Raw genomic sequence first — 18,254 nt, forward strand, 5'->3', positions numbered from 1 at the left:
TGCTGCGCAGCCCAGCGGGGATAAATCCCCTCGCCACAACGGTGTTCGGCTCTGGTGAGTGGGCACTTTTGTGTTGCGAAATATTCATTGAACGAAATTTTCACAAAACCTTGCGGACAATCCTCCGCGCTTTTACGCCCGGTTATTTAATGGCAATGCCATGGCCGTTCGTGCAAGATCTGCGCTTTCGCGCAAGCCCCGGCCTTGAATGGCTCGACAGAGGGCGCGCTGTAATTCCTACTTTTGACCCCACTTCAATAGGTCCTCAAACGACATGGCAATCCCGGACGCCCTGAGTCAGCAGCGCACCACGCATCGCCTGCTGCAACCGACCGTCAAATCGCACCTGGCCTACACGCTGCTCTGTGCCCTGGTGCTGATGATCATGTTCAGCCTGCTGCGCGTGGCGTTGCTGGTCTACAACCGCGAGATGATCCTCGACACGCCGGCCTCGACCTTCGTGGAAGCGTTTGTCAATGGCCTGCGTTTCGACCTGCGGCTGGTCGTCTATCTCTGCATTCCGTTGCTGCTGGCGTTGTTCAGTGCGCGGGCCATGGCGGCACGTGGGTTCTTTCGTTTCTGGCTGACCGTCACCTCCAGCATCGCGCTGTTCCTGGGCTTGATGGAGATGGATTTCTATCGTGAGTTCCACCAGCGCCTCAACGGCCTGGTCTTCCAATACGTGAAGGAAGACCCGAAAACCGTAATGAGCATGCTTTGGTACGGCTTCCCGGTGGTGCGCTATCTGCTCGCCTGGGCCGGCGGCACGATCATCCTGAGCCTGGCGTTCAAGGGCGCCGACCGCGCCACTCGCCCACGTGGGCCGTTCAGCGGTGGCAGCATCGGTACGCGCCAGATCGCTCCGTGGTACGCGCGTATTGCCGTGTTCATGGTCTGCCTGCTGGTGGCCGTGGTCGCGGCTCGTGGCACTTTGCGCCAAGGTCCGCCCTTGCGCTGGGGCGATGTCTACACCACCGATTCGAACTTCGCCAACCAGCTGGGCCTCAATGGCACGCTCTCCCTGGTAGCGGCGGCCAAGAGCCGGATGTCCGAAGACCGTGACAACATCTGGAAAGCCACGCTCGAGCAGCCGCTGGCACAACAGACCGTGCGCAACATGCTGGTGCTGCCCGACGATAAACTCGTCGACACCGAGACCGCCGCGGTGCGCCGCGACTACACGCCGCCGGCCGACAAGACCCTGCCGATCAAGAACGTGGTCGTGATCCTGATGGAAAGCATGGCCGGTCACTCGGTGGGCGCCTTGGGCGCGCCGGGCAACATCACGCCTTACCTCGACAAGTTGTCCAAGGAAGGGCTGCTGTTCGATCGTTTCTTCTCCAACGGCACCCACACCCACCAGGGCATGTTCGCCACCATGGCGTGCTTCCCGAACCTGCCAGGTTTCGAATACCTGATGCAGACGCCGGAAGGCAGCCACAAGCTGTCGGGCCTGCCGCAATTGCTCAGCGCTCGCGATTACGACGACGTGTATGTCTACAACGGCGATTTTGCCTGGGACAACCAGTCAGGTTTCTTCAGCAGCCAGGGCATGACCACCTTCATCGGCCGTAACGATTTCGTCAACCCGGTGTTCTCCGATCCGACCTGGGGCGTCTCCGACCAGGACATGTTCGACCGTGGCCTCATCGAGCTCAAGGCCCGGGAAAACGGCAAGCCGTTCTATGCCTTGCTGCAAACCCTGTCCAACCACACGCCCTACGCACTGCCGACGCCGTTACCGGTGGAACCGGTCACTGACCGTGGGCGCCTGAACGAACACTTGACCGCCATGCGTTACTCCGACTGGGCGCTGGGCCAGTTCTTCGAGAAGGCGCGCAAGGAGCCTTATTTCAAGGAAACCCTGTTTGTGGTGGTCGGCGACCATGGCTTTGGCAACGAGCGCCAGATCACCGAGATGGACCTGGGCCGTTTCAACGTGCCGATGCTGCTGATCGGGCCAGGCGTCCAGGAGAAGTTTGGCCAGCGCAATCACACCGTTGGCACCCAAGTCGATATCGTCCCGACCATCATGGGCCGGCTCGGCGGAGAAGTGCGCAACCAATGCTGGGGCCGCGACTTGTTGAACCTGCCGCCAGGCGACAGCGGCTTTGGGGTGATCAAGCCGTCGGGCAGCGACCAGACCACCGCGCTGATCCACAACGACAAGATCCTGGTATTGCCAGAGGAAAAGGCAATGGCACCGAAGATGTTTCGCTATGAACTGGGCGCCAACCCGCACGCAGAAATCATCCCGGATGCCCCGGAGACTGGCGAGATGAAAACCCAACTTGAATCGTTCTTGCAAACCGCGACCAAGAGCCTGTTGGATAACACCGCCGGCGTTGTTGACGGCAAGCCGGACTGATATTCCAGTGAATAAAAAAAGAGGCCTTGAAGGCCTCTTTTTTTTTGCGCTTGGGATTTATATCTTGCCAAGTAACAGCAGGATCAACAGCACCACCAAGACTACGCCGATGATACCGGACGGGCCGTAACCCCAACTTCTGGAGTGCGGGAAGACCGGCAGGCCACCGATCAGCAGGAGGATCAGGATGATGATAAGAATAGTGCCCATTGTTGATTTCCTTATTGGTCAGTTCATCAGTGATTAAAACTTTCAACTGCCAGCGCGCATGCGTTAAATCCGGGCGGCTTATAAAGTCCGACCGTAACGTCCTGTAAAAAATTCAAAGTTTTTTGCCGTTCGATATAGCGCATGGCCCTGGCGTCGCCACTGAGTCCCAAGGCATGACTTCAAGACCTCCCATGGTTTGCCCTCGCCATTCAGCAATCTGATGGAGCGTGGGTCGGGCCGGTGCCTTCGCTACACTCGGCCTATCTCTCCCGGAACAACAAGGCTGTTTCCCTATGCAAAATCGCATGATGATCACCGGTGCCGGCTCAGGCCTGGGCCGCGAAATCGCGCTGCGCTGGGCCCGCGAAGGCTGGCGCCTGGCCTTGTCGGACGTCAGTGAGCCAGGTCTCCAGGAAACGCTCAGGCAGGTGCGCGAAGCGGGCGGCGACGGGTTCGTCCAACGCTGCGATGTCCGTGACTACAGCCAACTCACGGCATTCGCCCAGGCCTGCGAGGAAAAGCTCGGCGGCATCGACGTTATCGTCAACAACGCCGGCGTGGCGTCGGGCGGGTTCTTCAGCGAACTGTCCCTGGAGGATTGGGACTGGCAGATCGCAATCAACCTGATGGGTGTGGTCAAGGGCTGCAAGGCGTTCTTGCCGCTGCTGGAAAAAAGTCGCGGCAAAATCATCAACATCGCCTCCATGGCGGCGCTGATGCAAGGCCCCGCCATGAGCAACTACAACGTGGCCAAGGCCGGCGTCGTGGCCTTGTCGGAAAGCCTGTTGGTTGAGCTGGCCCAGCAGGAAATCGGCGTGCATGTGGTCTGCCCGTCATTCTTCCAGACCAATTTGCTGGATTCTTTCCGCGGGCCGACCCCGGCCATGAAGGCCCAGGTCGGGAAATTGCTGGAAAGCTCGCCCATCACGGCTGCTGAGATCGCCGATTACATCTACCTGCAGGTCGCCGAAGGGCAGTTCATGATCCTGCCCCACGAACAGGGGCGCGCGGCCTGGGCCATGAAGCAGAAAAACCCACAGTCGCTCTACGACGAAATGACCGCCATGGCTGACAAAATGCGCGCCAAGGCCCGCCAGAACCTGGGTTGACCCGCGTTCCCGGCATCCATCAGGATGGCGCCCTCGTGCCTTCCTGATGGACCACCCCCCATGTTCAATTACCTTTGGTTCTTTCTCGCCGCACTCTTCGAGATCGCGGGTTGCTACGCCTTCTGGATGTGGTTGCGCCAGGGCAAGAGCGCCTGGTGGATCGCGCCGGCACTGCTCAGTCTCACACTGTTCGCCGTGTTGTTGACCCGTATCGAAGCCACTTACGCCGGTCGTGCCTATGCCGCCTATGGCGGGATCTACATCGTCGCCTCGATCGGCTGGTTGGCGGTGGTGGAGCGTGTGCGACCGTTGGGTTCCGACTGGATTGGCGTGGCCCTTTGCGTGTTGGGGGCGGGAGTGATTCTGTTCGGCCCGCGACTCACTGGGCCATGAATCAGGTCGAAATCGGGTTTTTGCAGGACATTTCCTTCAGGCACTGGGGTCCCTGTTTGTAGGGGATTACTGATTTATCGCCAGCATCTTGTGCATGGAAAATAGGCCGGGCATGGTCGAGGTCCAGACCTTCTTAAGGAACATAACCATGCTCGTATTAAGCCGCACCATTGGTGAACTGATTTCCATCGGCGATGACATTTCTGTCCGCGTGTTATCGGTCAGTGGGAGTACCGTGCGTTTCGGCGTGGAGGCGCCAAGGCACGTCGATGTCCACCGGTTCGAAATCTACGAGAAGATCCAGAAGAAAAAGGCCCGGTCCGCGCGCAAGGGGTGTTCAGTCGAATAGATGCTTGGGCACATCGTGCTTGAGCATCAACTGGCACTGTTCGCTCTCGGGATCGAAGACAATCAAGGCCTGGCCTTTGGCCAGGGCTTGCCTGACTCGCAGGACGCGGGTTTCCAACGGGGTGTCATCACCGTTGTCAGTTCCGTCGCGGGTCACGAAATCCTCGATCAGGCGGGTGAGGGTATCGACTTCGAGTTGCTCGTGTGGGATCAGCATGACAGGGCTCCGCTAGACATTTGGGCGGATGCTACGGCGGATGGGCTGTGGCGGCTAGCCTGGGTTTTGCGCGGTGTGTCCTGGGCTCGTCGCGAGCAAGCTCGCTCCCACAGTAATCCGGGTTGATCGCAGGATAGGTGTCCACCTCTGATTCCTGTGGGAGCGAGCTTGCTCGCGATGCCGATATGTCGGGCGGTGAACGTGGGTCAGCTATCCGAACGCTGCCCGATCAAGCTGTCCACCGACGGCACTCGGGTATCGCTTTCCATCTGCGCATCGTGTTCGATCTGGTGGCTGAACCGGTCCAGGGACCCTTGGGCCGGTTGTGCGTCGCTGGCGAACACCGGTGGGCTGAGGATGTAGGCGCCGAGCAGGCGACTGAGCGCGGCCAGGCTGTCGATGTGGGTGCGTTCGTAGCCGTGGGTGGCGTCGCAACCGAAGGCGAGCAGGGCGGTACGGATATCGTGGCCGGCGGTGATCGCCGAATGGGCGTCGCTGAAGTAGTAGCGAAACAGGTCGCGGCGCACCGGCAGTTCGTTTTCCTTGGCGAGTTTCAGCAAGTGCCGTGACAGGTGATAGTCATACGGACCACCGGAATCCTGCATCGCCACGCTCACCGCGTGTTCATTGGAATGTTGGCCAGGGGCGACCGGGGCGATGTCGATTCCGACAAACTCGCTGACGTCCCAGGGCAGCGCCGCCGCCGCGCCGCTACCGGTTTCCTCGGTGATGGTGAACAGCGGGTGGCAATCGATCAGCAGCTCTTCACCACTGTCGACAATGGCCTTGAGCGCCGCCAGCAGCGCGGCGACCCCGGCCTTGTCATCCAGGTGGCGGGCGCTGATATGGCCGCTTTCGGTGAACTCCGGCAAGGGATCGAAGGCCACGTAGTCGCCGATACCCACGCCCAATGTTTCGCAATCGGCGCGGGTGGCGCAGTAGGCGTCCAGGCGCAGTTCGATGTGGTCCCAGCTGATGGGCATTTCGTCCACGGCGGTGTTGAAGGCATGACCGGATGCCATCAACGGCAGGACGCTGCCGCGAATCACGCCGGTGTCGGTAAACAGGCTGACCCGGCTGCCCTCGGCAAACCGGCTCGACCAGCAACCCACCGGGGCGAGCGTCAGGCGGCCGTTGTCCTTGATGGCCCGTACCGAGGCGCCGATGGTGTCCAGATGCGCCGAAACCGCCCGGTCCGGGCTGCTCTTGCGGCCCTTGAGGGTGGCGCGGATCGTGCCGCGCCGGGTCATTTCGAAAGGGATGCCCAACTCTTCGAGCCGCTCGGCGACATACCGCACAATGGTGTCGGTGAACCCGGTCGGGCTGGGAATGGCGAGCATTTCCAACAGGACTTTCTGCAGGTATTCGAGGTCCGGTTCGGGAATTTTACTGATCATGGAAACTCCTCGCGGAATATTGGAATGACGGAGCCCGTGGCGGGGGAGCTAGCTCGCGATGGGCCTGTAGGAGCTGGCGAAGCCTGCGATCTTTTGATCTTTTCGCTTGGGATTCGAGTGTCACTGGAAAGATCGCAGCCTCGCTTCGCTCGGCAGCTCCTACAGGCCCGGTGGGAGCAAGCTCCCTCGCCACAAAGGTCTCAGGCCACCGCCTGGCTATGGGGAAACAACAAATCCACAAAACGCTCGGCGGTGGGCTGCGGTTCGTGGTTGGCCAGGCCGGCGCGTTCGTTGGCTTCGATGAACACGTAATCCGGTTGATCGGCCGCCGGGACCAGCAGGTCCAGGCCGACCATGGGAATGTCCAGCGCTCGTGCAGCGCGCACCGCGGCATCGGCCAGGGTCGGATGAAGGATGGCGGTCACGTCTTCCAGGACGCCGCCGGTATGGAGGTTCGCCGTGCGTCGCACGAAGAGATGTTCGCCCGCCGGCAGCACGCTGTCGTAGTCATGGCCGGCGGCGCGCAAGGTACGCTCGGTCTCGGCGTCCATGGGGATCTTGCTCTCGCCGCCCGTCGCCGCCTGCCGTCGCCGGCTCTGGGCTTCGATCAGCGCGCCGATGCTGTGCTGGCCATCGCCGATCACCTCCGCCGGACGACGGATCGCCGCAGCGACCACTTCAAAACCGATCACCAGGATGCGCAGGTCCAACCCTTCGTGGAAGCTTTCCAGCAGCACGCGACTGTCAAAGCGCTTGGCGGCTTCGATGGCGGCCTGCACTTCCTCGATCGTGCGCAAGTCCACCGCGACGCCTTGGCCCTGTTCCCCATCCAGCGGCTTGACCACCACGCGCTCGTGCTCATCGAGAAACGCCAGGTTGTCATCGGCGTTGCCCGCCAGTTGCTGTGCCGGAAGGTTGAGGCCAGCGTTTTTCAATACCTTGTGCGTCAGGCTCTTGTCCTGGCAGAGCGTCATGCTGATCGCGCTGGTCAGGTCGCTCAGGGATTCGCGACAACGAACCCGACGGCTGCCGTGCACCAAGGTGAACAGCCCCGCTTCGGCGTCATCCACCTGCACTTCGATGCCGCGTCGGTGCGCCTCTTCGACGATGATGCGGGCATAGGGATTGAATTGCGCCTCGGGGCCGGGTCCGAGGAACAGCGGCTGGTTGATGCCGTTCTTGCGCTTGATCGCGAAGGTCGAAAGGTTGCGGAAGCCGAGCTTGGCGTAGAGGTTTTTCGCCAGGCGATTGTCGTGCAGCACCGACAGGTCGAGGTAGCTCAAGCCACGGCTCATGAAATGTTCGATGAGGTGACGCACCAGCACTTCACCGACGCCGGGACGTGGACAGTGCGGGTCAACCGCCAGGCACCAGAGGCTGCTGCCGTTTTCCGGATCGTTGAAGGCTTTCTGATGATTGAGGCCCATCACGCTGCCGATCACCGCACCGGTATCGTCGTCCTCGGCCAGCCAGTACACCGGACCGCCCTGGTGCCGTGGCGTCAATCGCTCCGGGTCGATGGGCAGCATGCCGCGGGCCTGGTAAAGCTGATTGATGGCCTGCCAGTCGCTGTCGCTCTGGGCGCGGCGAATCCGGAAGCCGCGAAACACCCTCGTGGATTGCCGGTAGTCGCTGAACCACAGGCGCAAGGTGTCGGAGGGGTCGAGGAATAGCTGCGTTGGCTCCAGGCCCAAGACCTGCTGGGGCGCGGCGACGTACAGGGCGATATCACGCTCGCCGGGTTGTTCGTTGAGCAGCTCTCGGGCCAGGCTCGCCGGGTCAGGAAACGTATGGCCGATCAACAGCCGGCCCCAGCCGCAATGCACCGCGATCGGATCGGCGCCCAGTTCGCTGCCGTCTTCGGCCAGCCGCGCCTGCAAGCGTTCGTAGGACGGCGGCTGGCCGCGCAAGAGTCGTTGGTTATGAAGGTTCGCATGGGGTTTCATCGATCAGATTCCTTGCTCGCTGAGCCACAGGTTCAGCGCCGCCAATTGCCACAGCCGCGAGCCGCGCAACGGCGTCAGTTGGCCGTTGGGGTCGGTCAGCAGGCGATCGAGCATGGTCGGGTTGAACAGGCCGCGATCCTGGCTTGGATCCAGCAGCAGTTCACGGACCCAGGCCAGGGTGTCGCCTTCCAGATGCTTGAGACCCGGCACGGGGAAATAGCCTTTCTTGCGGTCGATGACCTCGCTCGGGATCACCCGGCGTGCGGCTTCCTTGAGCACATGCTTGCCGCCGTCGGGCAGCTTGAATTTCGCCGGTACCCGCGCGGAAAGCTCCACCAGCCGGCAGTCGAGGAACGGTGTGCGCGCCTCCAGGCCCCAGGCCATGGTCATGTTGTCGACACGCTTGACCGGGTCGTCCACCAGCATCACCGTGCTGTCCAGGCGCAAGGCCTTGTCGACGGCGGCATCGGCGCCCGGCTGGGAAAAGTGTTCCTTGACGAAGTCTCCGGCGGCGTCGTTGGCGGTGAGCCACTTGGGCTGCACGGTGGCGGCATATTCTTCGTAGCTGCGGTCGAAGAAGGCCGCGCGATAGGCCGCATACGGATCGCTCGCCCCGTCGACCTGCGGGTACCAGTGATAACCCGCGAACAGCTCGTCGGCGCCCTGGCCGCTTTGCACCACTTTGCAGTGCTTGGCCACTTCCCGCGACAGCAGGTAGAAAGCGATGCAGTCGTGGCTCACCATCGGTTCGCTCATGGCGCGGAACGCCGCGGGCAACTGTTCGATGATTTCTGTTTCGTCGATGCGCAATTGGTGATGGCGCGTGCCGTAGTGCTTGGCGATCAGGTCCGAATACTGGAACTCGTCGCCGCGCTCGCCGCCGGCGTCCTGGAAACCGATGGAGAACGTCGACAGGTCGTCAACGCCGACCTCGCGCAACAGCCCCACGAGCATGCTCGAATCCACGCCGCCCGACAGCAGCACGCCGACATCGACGGCGGCGCGTTGGCGAATGGCGACGGCTTCGCGGGTGCTGTCCAGTACGCGTTCGATCCAGTCTTCCAGGTTGAGGTTCTGCTCATCGGGCCGGGGACCGTAGGGCAGCGTCCACCAGGTTTTCTGCTCGGTGCTGCCGTCCGCCTCGATGCGCATCCAGGTCGCCGGCGGCAGTTTCTCGATGCCGGCCAGCAAGGTGCGCGGTGCGGGGACCACGGCATGGAAATTCAGATAGTGGTTGAGGGCGACCGGGTCGAGCACCGGGTTGATGTCGCCGCCCTTGAGCAGTGCCGGCAATGCCGAGGCAAAGCGCAGGCGCTGGCCGTTGCGTGACAGGTACAGCGGCTTTACGCCGAGTCGGTCGCGGGCGATGAACAGCCGCTTGGCGTCACGTTCCCAGATGGCGAAGGCGAACATGCCGTTGAGCTTGGGCAGGAGCGCTTCGCCCCAAGCGTGATAACCCTTGAGCAGCACTTCGGTATCACCGCCGGAATAAAAGGCGTAGCCCAGGCCTTCGAGTTCAGTCCGTAGTTCCGGGTAGTTGTAGATCGCGCCGTTGAACGCCAGGGACAGGCCCAAGTGATTGTCGATCATCGGCTGGGCCGAGCCGTCGGACAGGTCCATGATCTTCAGGCGTCGATGGCCGAGGGCAATGGGCCCCTGGCTATGGAAACCCCACGCGTCGGGGCCGCGAGGGGCCAGGTGATGGGTCATTCGCTCTACGGCCGCAAGGTCCGCAGGTTGTTGATCGAAACGTAACTCTCCAGCTAATCCGCACATAAGTCCTTACCGGTTTTTCCGTTGGGGAGGGGGCAAGCCATACACGCCGAAAGGGCGGGTACTCAGGAACTGACCGGTGGGATGGCTGTGAGTTTTATATCGATGCGTTATAAGCCGACGGGTGGGGAGTGCAGGCCCTTCAGACCGACGAAGACTTTGTGGGAGCGAGCTTGCTCGCGATGGCGTTGTGTCAGGCACCCTATTAACGTCTGATCTACCGCTATCGCGAGCAAGCTCGCTCCCACAGAGAAGTTGGTTAACCGTCGATTGTTGTCAGGCCTTGCCCCGAATCACCGCCCGCAACGCAAACCGGTTTGGATGGCAGGCCTCGGCGACGCTTCGCGGCAGCGGCAGCGGTTCGTTTTCCAGCCAGGCGGCGATCAATTCGCCGGACAGCGGCGCGGTGATCAGGCCTCGGGAGCCGTGGCCGCTGTTGACGTAGAGGCCGTCGAGCCAGGGGCACGGCGTGTCAGGCACTTGGCGCGCATCCTTGGCCAGGGCCGAATATGCTTCGATGAAGGCTGGGTGATCGGCCAGCGGCCCGACAATCGGCAGGTAGTCCGGGCTGGTGCAGCGAAACGCCGCACGGCCCTCCAACTGCCCCGGGTCCAAGGCGCGGGCGTCCAGCCGATCCATCAGGTCGACGGAAATCTCTTCGAGCATCTGCAGGTTGCCGGCGTGCTCGGCGGCGGTGGGGGTCAGGTCGTCGCTGTGGAAATCAAAACTGGCGCCCAATGTGTGTTCGCCCATGCGTGGCGGGGCCACATAGCCCTCGGCGCAGACCACCGTCGCCAGGCTTTGGCTGCGGGCGGTTTGCTGCAGGCGGGTGATCTGTCCGCGAATACGCTTGAGGGGCAGCTCGGCGGCGGGCTCGAAGCGTTTGATCTCAGCGGCGCTGGCGAGGATTGCGACGGGTGCGCTGGCCACGCAGCGTTCACCGTCCCAGGCCTGCCATTGGCCGTCGACGCGGCGCAGCTCCAGCACTTCACGGTGTGGCTGCAGCGCGATCGCCGGGTTCGAGGCCTGCCAGCGACACAGCGCTGGCGGGTGCACCCAGCCGCCTTCGGGGTAGAACAAGCCGCCGCTGGGCAAGCCGATGCTCGATTTCGCCTCGGCCTCGTCGCGATCGAGGACCGTCAAGAGACTTGCCGGAAACGCCTCGGCCAAGCGCGCCTGACGCTCGGCTTCCTTGGCGTCGAAAGCCAGTTGCAGGACACCACAGCCGTCCCAGTCGAGGCCTCGTTGCAGGTGTTCGAGCAAGCGCCGCGTGTAGCCGAAACCGCTGAGGATCATCTGCGACAGCGCGGTGCCATGGGTCGACAGCTTGAGGTACAGCACGCCTTGCGGATTGCCGGAGGCTTCCTCGGCCACACCGGCGTGACGCTCCAGCAAGGTCACCTGCCAGCCACGAGCGGCGAGGCTGGCGGCGCTGGCGCAACCGGCCAGCCCGCCACCGATCACCAGGGCCCGACGCTCGCAGGCAGGCAGGGCGGGGCGGGCGTACCAGGGTTTTGCCGGAGCAGGCTTAGGCGCCTGATCCGGCCAGCCGAGGAACACACCGCGAAGAATCTCCCATTTATGGCCGATACCCGGCGTGCGTTTCATCTTGAAACCCGCCGCGTTGAGCAATCGCCGAACCCAACCGGTGCTGGTAAACGTACTGAGGGTGGCCCCCGGCGCGGCCAGTCGCGCCAGTTCGGCGAACAGCTCGGCGGTCCACATCTCGGGGTTTTTCGCCGGGGCGAAACCGTCGAGGAACCAGGCGTCGATGTGTCCGTCCAGCTGCGGCAACTGCTCGAGGGCATCGCCAATCAGCAGCGTCAGGGTGACTCGACCGTTCGCCAGCGTCATGCGTTGGAAACCCTGGTGAATCGCGAGGTACTGCCCAAGCAACTGATCAGCCTGGACCTTCAGTTCGGGCCACAAGGCCAGTGCCCGGCGCAGGTCCTCGGGGCCCAGGGGAAACTTCTCGACACTGACAAAATGCAGCCGCGCCCCCGCCGGCGCGCATTGCTCGAACAACTGCCAGGCGCAGAGAAAATTCAGCCCGGTGCCAAACCCGGTTTCGCCGATCACCAGCCGCCCGTTGTCCGCCAGCGCGGCAAAGCGCTCGGCGAGGTTGTTCTGCTGGAGGAACACGTAGCGGGTTTCTTCCAGGCCCGACCGGTCGGAAAAATACACGTCGTTGAACACCCGGGAACGCGGGCGGCCCTGGTCGTCCCAGTCGAGTTGGGCGTGGTGTTGAATGGGCGTCATGACAGGCTCGGTAAAAACGAAGGCGCCATTCTAGCTGATCGATTGTCAATTGCTGCGTTGCTTGCATGCTCGTAGGAGCTGCCGAGCGAAGCGAGGCTGCGATCTTGTCCCAGACAAATGAGTCGAAACGGGTCGCATCCAATCCGCTAGTCTTGCCCCATTCCTGGAAGGAGCTGCCCATGTTCGAATCCGCTGAAATCGGTCACGTCGTTGATAAGGAAACTTTCGAGGCGCAGGTCCCGGCGCTGCGGGAGGCGTTGCTCGAAGCGCAATTCGAGCTGCACCAGCAAGGTCGTTTTCCGGTCATTGTGCTGATCAACGGCATTGAAGGCGCGGGCAAGGGCGAGACGGTGAAGTTGCTCAACGAATGGATGGACCCGCGACTGATCGAAGTGCGCACCTTCGACCAGCAGACCGATGAAGAGCTGGCGCGGCCACCGGCCTGGCGTTATTGGCGGATGTTGCCGGCCAAGGGCCGCATGGGGATTTTCTTCGGCAACTGGTACAGCCAGATGCTGCAGGGGCGGGTGCACGGTGAGTTCAAGGACCCGCGGCTCGACCAGGCGATCAACGGTGCCGAGCGCCTGGAAAAAATGCTCTGCGATGAAGGCGCGCTGATCTTCAAGTTCTGGTTCCACCTGTCCAAGAAACAGATGAAGGCGCGCCTCAAAAGCCTCAAGGACGACCCGCTGCACAGCTGGCGCATCAGCCCGCTGGATTGGCAGCAGTCACAGACCTACGACAAGTTCGTCAAGTACGGCGAGCGGGTGCTGCGCCGCACCAGTCGCGACTACGCGCCGTGGCATGTGATCGAAGGCGTCGATGCCTGTTACCGCAGCCTCGCGGTCGGGCGGATCCTGCTCGAAGGGCTGCGCCAGGCCTTGGATCGGCCAAGGGTGAAGGCGGAAAAGGTTAACGTGGCACCATTGCCCGCGCTGGATGATCAGGTGACGTTGATCGACAGCCTGGATATGACGCTGCGCCTGGACAAGGTCGATTATGAGGAACAGCTGATCACCGAGCAGGCCCGGTTCGCTGGCCTGCTGCGGGACAAGCGCATGCGCCGGCATGCCTTGGTGGCGGTGTTCGAAGGCAACGATGCGGCGGGCAAGGGCGGGGCGATTCGCCGGGTCGCGGCGGCGCTCGATCCGCGCCAGTACAGCATCGTGCCGATTGCCGCGCCCACCGAGGAGGAACGTGCCCACCCCTACATGTGGCGGTTCTGGCGGCACATTCCGGCGCGGGGCAAATTCACCATGTTCGACCGCTCCTGGTACGGGCGGGTGTTGGTGGAGCGGGTCGAGGGCTTTTGCAGCCGTGCCGATTGGCTGCGGGCCTACGGTGAGATCAACGATTTCGAGGAACAGCTGGCCGACGCCGGCGTGGTGGTCGTGAAGTTCTGGTTGGCGATCGACAAGCAAACCCAATTGGAGCGCTTCCAGGAGCGCGAGGAAATCCCCTTCAAGCGCTTCAAGATCACCGAGGACGATTGGCGCAATCGGGACAAGTGGGACGCCTATCGCTCGGCGGTTTGCGACATGGTCGATCGCACCAGCACCGAAATTTCGCCCTGGACCTTGGTGGAAGCCAACGATAAGCGTTGGGCTCGGGTCAAGGTATTGCGAACGCTCAATGATGCCCTGGAGGCCGCGTTCGAGCGCTCCGCCAGGCAAGCGCGGAAAAAGAACTAGCCCGATGGGCACGCATACGCGGGGTGAATGATTGTCGCGTTCGGTTATGGGGTGGATCTATCCTCGATTCCACTCTTAACCGATAACAACAATGAGGTGCCGCCATGCGTGAAGTGGTGATCGTCGACAGCGTACGGACCGGATTGGCCAAGTCCTTTCGCGGCAAGTTCAACATGACCCGTCCGGACGACATGGCGGCGCATTGCGTCAACGCGTTGCTGGCGCGTAACGACATCGACCCGGCCAACGTCGAGGATTGCATCGTCGGCGCCGGTTCCAACGAGGGTGCCCAAGGCTTCAACATCGGGCGTAACGTGGCGGTGCTCTCGCAACTGGGCATCGGCACGGCCGGGATGACCCTCAACCGTTTCTGTTCTTCGGGCTTGCAAGCCATCGCGATCGCCGCCAACCAGATCGCCTCGGGTTGCAGCGAGATCATCGTCGCCGGCGGCGTCGAGTCCATCAGCCTGACCATGAAGAGTGTCAACACCGACAACCTGATCAACCCCCTGCTCAAGGAGCAAGTGCCGGGAATCTATTTCCCCATGGGCCAAACCGCCGAGATTGTCGCGCGCCGCTACCAGGTCAGCCGCGAGGAACAGGACCGCTACGCTTTGCAGAGCCAGCAGCGCACGGCCCGGGCCCAGGCCGAAGGGCTGTTCAACGATGAAATCGTGCCGATGAAGGTCAAGTATCGGGTCGAGGACAAGCACACCGGTGCCGTGCAGATCCTGGATGGCGTGGTCGACCGTGATGACTGCAACCGTCCCGATACCACCTACGAAAGCCTGGCCGGCTTGAAGCCGGTGTTCGCCGAAGACGGCTCGGTGACGGCGGGCAACTCTTCCCAACTGTCCGACGGCGCCTCGATGACGCTGGTGATGAGCCTGGAAAAAGCGCTGGCCCTGGGGCTCAAGCCCAAGGCGTTTTTCCGCGGCTTTACCGTGGCCGGTTGCGAGCCGGACGAGATGGGCATCGGCCCGGTGTTCTCGGTGCCGAGGCTGCTCAAGGCCAAGGGCCTGCAGATCGGCGACATCGATATGTGGGAGCTCAACGAGGCGTTTGCCTCCCAATGCCTCTACAGCCGCAATCGGCTGGAAATCGACAATGAGAAATACAACGTCAACGGCGGGTCGATCTCCATCGGCCACCCGTTCGGCATGACCGGCTCTCGGCAAGTGGGGCATCTGGTGCGGGAACTGCAACGGCGCAACCTGCGCTATGGCGTGGTGACCATGTGCGTCGGCGGTGGGATGGGTGCGACGGGGTTGTTCGAGGCGGTTCGATAGCCGCTGTTTTCAACAGCTATCGCGGCGAGGGGGCTTGCTCCCGCTCGACCCCGTAGGCGCTGGGTAGGCGCTGAGTAGGCGCTGGGTAGGAGCTGGCGAAGCCTGCGATCTTTTAATCTTTAATCTTTTGATCTTTTGATCTTTTGATCTTTTGATCTTTTGATCTTTTGATCTTTTGATCTTTCGCTTGAGATTCAAGTGTCTGGGGAAAGATCGCAGCCTCGTTTCACTCGGCAGCTCCTACACGTACCGGTCCGGCGGGAATAGGCTCCCTTGCCGCGGGCGCCTCGAACCTTTCTGCTGGCGGTTTGGCCAGCAGCATCATGCGTTGGATATACGCCGCGACCTCCTGCTCCGCAACCTCGCGAGTCTCGAACGGACCTTCCTGGGTGCCTTCGCGCGTATTGAAATAAAACTCGCCGTTTACCCGACAGATCCGGTCACTGCGGAATATTGTCTTCGGGGCGTCTGTATCTTGGGCGCGCGTTCCTGGCATTTCGGGTCTCCATAGGGGGGCAGCGTGGTCGTCTCAATTGAGCATATGTGGTGTCGTCGATTTGCGCCTGTCCAGCCGATCGACGGCTACGACCCCTACAATTCCATCAGCGGCGAATGCCCAACTGTGCCTGTGTGCACCGATCGATCCGGGCCTAGAATGGGCGTTCATGTCTTGGCTTCGAGGGTTGCATGCACATTTCGTCCGGTCGCTGGGTCTACGGGCTGTTCCTTGCCTTGTTGACTGCCCTGCTGTGGGGAATCCTGCCGATCAAGCTCAAGCAAGTGCTGCAAGTGATGGATCCGGTGACGGTGACCTGGTTTCGACTGATAGTGTCCGGCAGCCTGCTCTTCGTCTATCTGGCGGCCACCAGGCGCTTGCCCAGCCGCAAGGTGCTCGGCCGCCGTGGCGGTTGGCTGGTGGGAATGGCGGTGTTGGGGCTGGTGGGTAACTACGTGCTGTACCTGATGGGCTTGAACCGCTTGAGTCCCGGCACCGCGCAACTGGTGGTGCAGATGGGCCCGATCATGTTGCTGGTTGCCAGCCTGTTTGTGTTCAAGGAGCGTTTCAGCGTGGGGCAGGGCATCGGCTTGCTGGTGCTGCTGATCGGTTTCGCGCTGTTCTTCAACCAGCGCCTTACCGAGTTGCTGACATCCCTGAGTGACTACACCGCGGGCGTCTTGCTGGTGCTGCTGGCCTCGACCGTCTGGACGTTCTATGCCCTCGGCCAGAAGCAACTGCTGACGGTATGGAATTCGTTGCAGGTGATGATGGTGATCTACCTGTTCTGCGCGCTGTTGCTGACACCTTGGGTCCATCCGCTGGAGGCGTTGCAACTGAGTCCTCTGCAAGGCTGGCTGTTGCTCGCCTGCTGCCTCAATACCTTGATTGCCTATGGCGCGTTTGCCGAGGCGCTGGCCCATTGGGAAGCTTCGCGGGTCAGCGCGACCCTGGCGATCACGCCGCTGGTGACCTTCGCCGCCGTGGCGATGGCGGCCTGGTGGTGGCCCGATTACGTTCATGCCGAACAGATCAACCTGCTGGGGTATGGCGGGGCGGTACTGGTGGTGCTGGGATCGGCGCTGGTCGCATTGGGCCCATCGCTCATCGCCGGGCTCAGGGCCCGGCGTGAGCGTTTGGCTGTCGGTCGCTAGACCGCTGAGGGAGCGAGGTGGCTGTCAGGTGCGGTGATATCGAGCCTGCCGGCGCCATCGCGAGCAAGCTCGCTCCCACCCGGATTCGCCTGCGAACACGACATTGACGTCCACACTGATCCTGGCGGAGCGAGCTTGCTCGCGATGACGGTCTTTGAGACAACAAAAAACTCAGCCCTGGCCACCGGCCTCCAGCATGTTTTCCGGCCGGACCCAGGCCTCGAACTCCTCATCGGTGAGGTACCCCAGCTGCAACGCGGCCTCCCGTAACGTCAGCCCTTCGCTGTAGGCCTTCTTGGCGATTTCCGCCGATTTGTCGTAGCCGATGTGCGGATTTAGCGCCGTCACCAGCATCAACCCGCGTTCCAGGTGCGCCGCCATCTGCTCGGCGTCCGGTTCGAGGCCGGCGATGCAGTGCTGCTGGAAGTTGCTGCAGCCATCGGCCAGCAGACGGATCGATTGCAGCAGGTTGTGGATGATCACCGGCTTGAATACGTTCAATTGCAAGTGGCCCTGGCTGGCGGCAAAACCGATGGCCACGTCGTTGCCCAGTACCTGGCAGGCCAGCATCGACAAGGCCTCGCACTGGGTCGGGTTGACCTTGCCGGGCATGATGGAACTGCCTGGTTCGTTGGCCGGCAGTTTCACTTCGGCAAAACCGGCGCGAGGCCCGGAGCCCAACAGGCGCAGGTCGTTGGCGATTTTCATCAGCGTCACGGCCAGGGTTTTCAACGCGCCAGACAACGTGGTCAGCGGCTCATGGCCCGCCAGGGCGGCGAACTTGTTGGGCGCGGTGACGAAGGGCAAGCCGGACAGCGCCGCCAATTCAGCGGCAATCGCTTCGCCGAAGCCATGGGGCGAGTTGAGCCCGGTGCCCACCGCCGTGCCGCCCTGGGCCAGCTCGCAGACCGCTGGCAAGGCTGCGCGAATCGCCCGTTCGGCGTAGTCGAGCTGGGCAATGAACGCAGACAGCTCCTGACCGAAGGTGATCGGCGTGGCGTCCATCATGTGGGTGCGGCCGGTCTTGACCAGTTTCATGTGGCGCGCCGCCAGTTCCGCGAGACCGCCGGACAATTCACTGATGGCCGGCAGCAACTGCTGGTAAACGGCCTGGGCGGCGGCGATGTGCATGGCGGTGGGGAAGCAGTCGTTGGAGCTCTGGGACCGGTTGACGTGATCGTTGGGGTGCACCGGGCTCTTGCCGCCGCGAGGATTGCCTGCCAGCTCATTGGCGCGCCCGGCGATCACCTCGTTGACGTTCATGTTGCTCTGGGTCCCGCTGCCGGTCTGCCAGACCACCAGGGGAAACTGGTCGTCATGCTGGCCAGCCAGCACCTCATCGGCGGCCTGTTCGATCAGGCGGGCGATGTCGGCGGGCAGGTCACCGTTGCGGTCATTGACCCGCGCGGCGGCCTTCTTGACCAGTGCCAGGGCGTGCAGCACCGACAGCGGCATGCGTTCGTTGCCAATGGCAAAGTTGATCATGGAGCGCTGTGTCTGGGCGCCCCAATAGGCCTCATCCGGGACTTCAACCTGGCCAAGGCTGTCGGTTTCGATACGGCTCATCGGGTCAAACTCCTGTAAGGCTGAATGCGCAGTTTAGG

The 18,254-nt window shown here is 62.3% G+C and carries 15 protein-coding genes; 7 read left to right on the forward strand and 8 right to left on the reverse strand.

Going from position 1 to position 18,254, the window contains the following annotated elements; genetic code table 11:
* Window positions 1–274: 274 nt before the first annotated feature.
* The gene (locus M8Q45_RS05185) at window positions 275–2,368 is read left to right on the forward strand and encodes an LTA synthase family protein (RefSeq protein ID WP_249873823.1); all 2,094 of its coding nucleotides are present in this window, start codon (window positions 275–277) and stop codon (window positions 2,366–2,368) included.
* A 57-nt stretch (window positions 2,369–2,425) separates the two neighbouring features.
* On the opposite strand, the gene M8Q45_RS05190 is transcribed toward M8Q45_RS05185, so the two are convergent.
* Window positions 2,426–2,578 (reverse strand): DUF3309 family protein, encoded by a 153-nt coding sequence (locus M8Q45_RS05190; protein ID WP_018606531.1) that lies wholly within the window; start codon window positions 2,576–2,578, stop codon window positions 2,426–2,428.
* Between the two features lie 293 nt (window positions 2,579–2,871).
* Here M8Q45_RS05190 and M8Q45_RS05195 point away from each other — a divergent pair, with 293 nt between their 5' ends.
* The 3 genes from M8Q45_RS05195 (at window position 2,872) to csrA (ending at window position 4,429) form a co-directional block, all read left to right on the forward strand.
* Window positions 2,872–3,687: an SDR family oxidoreductase gene (locus M8Q45_RS05195; protein WP_030141045.1), complete on the forward strand. Its 816-nt coding sequence runs from the start codon at window positions 2,872–2,874 to the stop codon at window positions 3,685–3,687.
* Between the two features lie 60 nt (window positions 3,688–3,747).
* Window positions 3,748–4,080 carry a YnfA family protein gene (locus M8Q45_RS05200; RefSeq protein ID WP_198797736.1) on the forward strand — a complete coding sequence of 111 codons (333 nt, stop codon included), beginning with the start codon at window positions 3,748–3,750 and terminating at the stop codon, window positions 4,078–4,080.
* 148 nt (window positions 4,081–4,228) lie between these two features.
* Window positions 4,229–4,429 (forward strand): carbon storage regulator CsrA, encoded by a 201-nt coding sequence (gene csrA / locus M8Q45_RS05205; RefSeq protein ID WP_249873824.1) that lies wholly within the window; start codon window positions 4,229–4,231, stop codon window positions 4,427–4,429.
* Here csrA and M8Q45_RS05210 read toward each other — a convergent pair.
* The 5 genes from M8Q45_RS05210 to mnmC form a co-directional block, all read right to left on the reverse strand.
* Window positions 4,418–4,645 (reverse strand): YheU family protein, encoded by a 228-nt coding sequence (locus M8Q45_RS05210; protein WP_030141043.1) that lies wholly within the window; start codon window positions 4,643–4,645, stop codon window positions 4,418–4,420. The two genes, csrA and M8Q45_RS05210, sit on opposite strands and share 12 nt — an antisense overlap.
* A gap of 206 nt (window positions 4,646–4,851) precedes the next feature.
* Window positions 4,852–6,042 carry an osmoprotectant NAGGN system M42 family peptidase gene (locus M8Q45_RS05215; protein ID WP_283939011.1) on the reverse strand — a complete coding sequence of 397 codons (1,191 nt, stop codon included), beginning with the start codon at window positions 6,040–6,042 and terminating at the stop codon, window positions 4,852–4,854.
* A gap of 200 nt (window positions 6,043–6,242) precedes the next feature.
* A complete protein-coding gene (ngg, locus tag M8Q45_RS05220) occupies window positions 6,243–7,988 on the reverse strand; it encodes an N-acetylglutaminylglutamine synthetase (RefSeq protein ID WP_249873825.1) in 1,746 nt (581 codons plus the stop codon).
* 3 nt (window positions 7,989–7,991) lie between these two features.
* Window positions 7,992–9,764 carry an N-acetylglutaminylglutamine amidotransferase gene (locus M8Q45_RS05225; RefSeq protein ID WP_249873826.1) on the reverse strand — a complete coding sequence of 591 codons (1,773 nt, stop codon included), beginning with the start codon at window positions 9,762–9,764 and terminating at the stop codon, window positions 7,992–7,994.
* 273 nt (window positions 9,765–10,037) lie between these two features.
* Entirely contained in the window at window positions 10,038–12,020 is a 1,983-nt protein-coding gene (gene mnmC / locus M8Q45_RS05230; protein WP_249873827.1) for a bifunctional tRNA (5-methylaminomethyl-2-thiouridine)(34)-methyltransferase MnmC2/FAD-dependent 5-carboxymethylaminomethyl-2-thiouridine(34) oxidoreductase MnmC1, read from the reverse strand.
* 179 nt (window positions 12,021–12,199) lie between these two features.
* Between mnmC and pap the strand changes: the two genes are divergently transcribed.
* Entirely contained in the window at window positions 12,200–13,711 is a 1,512-nt protein-coding gene (pap, locus tag M8Q45_RS05235; RefSeq protein ID WP_249873828.1) for a polyphosphate:AMP phosphotransferase, read from the forward strand.
* 104 nt (window positions 13,712–13,815) lie between these two features.
* Window positions 13,816–15,000: a thiolase family protein gene (locus tag M8Q45_RS05240; RefSeq protein ID WP_249873829.1), complete on the forward strand. Its 1,185-nt coding sequence runs from the start codon at window positions 13,816–13,818 to the stop codon at window positions 14,998–15,000.
* Between the two features lie 226 nt (window positions 15,001–15,226).
* Here the strand turns inward: M8Q45_RS05240 and M8Q45_RS28525 are convergent, their stop codons facing one another.
* Window positions 15,227–15,496 (reverse strand): DUF6316 family protein, encoded by a 270-nt coding sequence (locus M8Q45_RS28525; RefSeq protein WP_502940217.1) that lies wholly within the window; start codon window positions 15,494–15,496, stop codon window positions 15,227–15,229.
* 191 nt (window positions 15,497–15,687) lie between these two features.
* Here M8Q45_RS28525 and M8Q45_RS05250 point away from each other — a divergent pair, with 191 nt between their 5' ends.
* Entirely contained in the window at window positions 15,688–16,650 is a 963-nt protein-coding gene (locus M8Q45_RS05250; protein WP_249873830.1) for a DMT family transporter, read from the forward strand.
* 171 nt (window positions 16,651–16,821) lie between these two features.
* Here M8Q45_RS05250 and M8Q45_RS05255 read toward each other — a convergent pair whose 3' ends face one another.
* Window positions 16,822–18,216 carry a class II fumarate hydratase gene (locus M8Q45_RS05255; RefSeq protein ID WP_030141034.1) on the reverse strand — a complete coding sequence of 465 codons (1,395 nt, stop codon included), beginning with the start codon at window positions 18,214–18,216 and terminating at the stop codon, window positions 16,822–16,824.
* Window positions 18,217–18,254 lie beyond the last annotated feature (38 nt).

It is taken from the genome of Pseudomonas sp. T1.Ur, assembly GCF_023516725.1.
GTDB lineage: Bacteria > Pseudomonadota > Gammaproteobacteria > Pseudomonadales > Pseudomonadaceae > Aquipseudomonas > Aquipseudomonas alvandae.

Bases quoted from the DNA above. Each gene is read 5' to 3' on its own strand.
- M8Q45_RS05185 (WP_249873823.1), top strand. From the start codon at position 275: ATGGCAATCCCGGACGCCCTGAGTCAGCAGCGCACCACGCATCGCCTG.
- M8Q45_RS05190 (WP_018606531.1), bottom strand. From the start codon at position 2,578: ATGGGCACTATTCTTATCATCATCCTGATCCTCCTGCTGATCGGTGGC.
- M8Q45_RS05195 (WP_030141045.1), top strand. From the start codon at position 2,872: ATGCAAAATCGCATGATGATCACCGGTGCCGGCTCAGGCCTGGGCCGC.
- M8Q45_RS05200 (WP_198797736.1), top strand. From the start codon at position 3,748: ATGTTCAATTACCTTTGGTTCTTTCTCGCCGCACTCTTCGAGATCGCG.
- csrA (WP_249873824.1), top strand. From the start codon at position 4,229: ATGCTCGTATTAAGCCGCACCATTGGTGAACTGATTTCCATCGGCGAT.
- M8Q45_RS05210 (WP_030141043.1), bottom strand. From the start codon at position 4,645: ATGCTGATCCCACACGAGCAACTCGAAGTCGATACCCTCACCCGCCTG.
- M8Q45_RS05215 (WP_283939011.1), bottom strand. From the start codon at position 6,042: ATGATCAGTAAAATTCCCGAACCGGACCTCGAATACCTGCAGAAAGTC.
- ngg (WP_249873825.1), bottom strand. From the start codon at position 7,988: ATGAAACCCCATGCGAACCTTCATAACCAACGACTCTTGCGCGGCCAG.
- M8Q45_RS05225 (WP_249873826.1), bottom strand. From the start codon at position 9,764: ATGTGCGGATTAGCTGGAGAGTTACGTTTCGATCAACAACCTGCGGAC.
- mnmC (WP_249873827.1), bottom strand. From the start codon at position 12,020: ATGACGCCCATTCAACACCACGCCCAACTCGACTGGGACGACCAGGGC.
- pap (WP_249873828.1), top strand. From the start codon at position 12,200: ATGTTCGAATCCGCTGAAATCGGTCACGTCGTTGATAAGGAAACTTTC.
- M8Q45_RS05240 (WP_249873829.1), top strand. From the start codon at position 13,816: ATGCGTGAAGTGGTGATCGTCGACAGCGTACGGACCGGATTGGCCAAG.
- M8Q45_RS28525 (WP_502940217.1), bottom strand. From the start codon at position 15,496: ATGCCAGGAACGCGCGCCCAAGATACAGACGCCCCGAAGACAATATTC.
- M8Q45_RS05250 (WP_249873830.1), top strand. From the start codon at position 15,688: ATGCACATTTCGTCCGGTCGCTGGGTCTACGGGCTGTTCCTTGCCTTG.
- M8Q45_RS05255 (WP_030141034.1), bottom strand. From the start codon at position 18,216: ATGAGCCGTATCGAAACCGACAGCCTTGGCCAGGTTGAAGTCCCGGAT.